This window comes from Nostoc sp. CALU 546 (assembly GCF_048836525.1).
The window spans coordinates 1-1,278 of record NZ_JAWJTF010000423.1 but is presented as its reverse complement, the minus strand read 5'-3'; the positions used below and the strand labels follow the sequence as shown (position 1 = coordinate 1,278).

At 42.2% G+C, this 1,278-nt stretch carries 2 protein-coding genes; both read left to right on the top strand.

What is annotated here, in order from left to right:
- Nucleotides 1–103 precede the first annotated feature (103 nt).
- Nucleotides 104–319, top strand: coding sequence for a hypothetical protein (locus tag RRG12_RS44225; protein ID WP_069070873.1), 216 nt, complete (start codon nt 104–106; stop codon nt 317–319).
- A 133-nt stretch (nt 320–452) separates the two neighbouring features.
- On the top strand, nt 453–944 hold the full coding sequence (psbV, locus tag RRG12_RS44220) for a photosystem II cytochrome c-550 (protein WP_069070872.1): 492 nt from the start codon (nt 453–455) through the stop codon (nt 942–944).
- Nucleotides 945–1,278: the final 334 nt, after the last annotated feature.

Here is a 1,278-nt window from a genome sequence, read left to right as displayed (position 1 = left end):
CAATGCCCCATTCCCTAAACAGTATTTTGGGCAACAAATTGCACTCCTAACGTGATATTGGTATTACAGAGACTCAATCTCTATCTATTAGTTAACAAGCATTATGGGTTTTGCAGACCTATCGATCGCAGAGATAGCAGCCGACTACAGCATTCCTGTAGAAAAAGTGTTTTCTCTGTGCAACCAACTGGGAATCGCCTACAAACACCAAAAGACCCGTTTGGCGTTAGAAGATGCAAAGGCAATTATTTCCCAAATATCGTCTGAAACACACCCAAAAGGTACTAGCGACTCAGTGGGTGATAACGAAGTCACTTGAAGGGTGATCTCGGCTTTGGCTAATCACTGATAGCTAATGGCAAAAAACAATGAGTCATTAGCAATTAGCAGCTTGGAGATTGAGAATCGCTTTCTTAGCTGTGTTGAGCGTCAAAATTTTTTTAAGGGGAAACATGTTTAGAAGACTAATTGGCGTTGTTGTGGCCACTGTTTTACTCTCGTTTCAATTGCTTGTCGGTAGCGCGACAGCAGTAGAACTGGACAAAGCTACCCGAACAGTGCCATTAAATACTGAAGGTGAGGTCACCGTACTCAGCCTTAAACAAGTCAAAGAAGGCAAACGCTTATTTAATTACGCTTGCGCCCAATGTCATGCCGGGGGAGTTACCAAAGTAAACCAGAACGTGGGACTCACTCCAGAGGATTTGGCACTGGCAACACCCAACCGTAATAACATTGAAGGCTTGGTGGATTACCTGAAAAATCCCACTACTTACGACGGCGAAGAAGAAATTTCCGAAATACACCCCAGTATCAAAAGTTCAGATATTTTCACAGCAATGCGAAATCTGACAGATGATGACTTGGAAGCGATCGCTGGTCATATTCTCTTACAACCCAAAATTGTTGGTACTAAGTGGGGAGGTGGAAAAATCTATTACTAAATCCCGGAATTAGTATTGCGTATTGGGGCATAGGGCATAGGGCATAGGGCATTGGAAAGAGGCAGAGATGCAGGGGTAGGGGGAAAACTCTTCTCCCATTCCCCATTCCCCATTCCCCATTCCCCATTCCCCATTCATTACTGATTGCACAGCTTTTTGCCATAAATTGCTCCCCATTATTAAAAAAAAATTGTATCTATGACAGATTGTCATATTTGGCGTTGATTTTATTTAAAATGAGAAAGGGAAAAAAATTAGATGTTAGGAGAGAGCTATGAAATTAATTTCGGCAAGCTGGAGACGCCTTAGTTTAGCTGTGTTAACAATCCTTTTA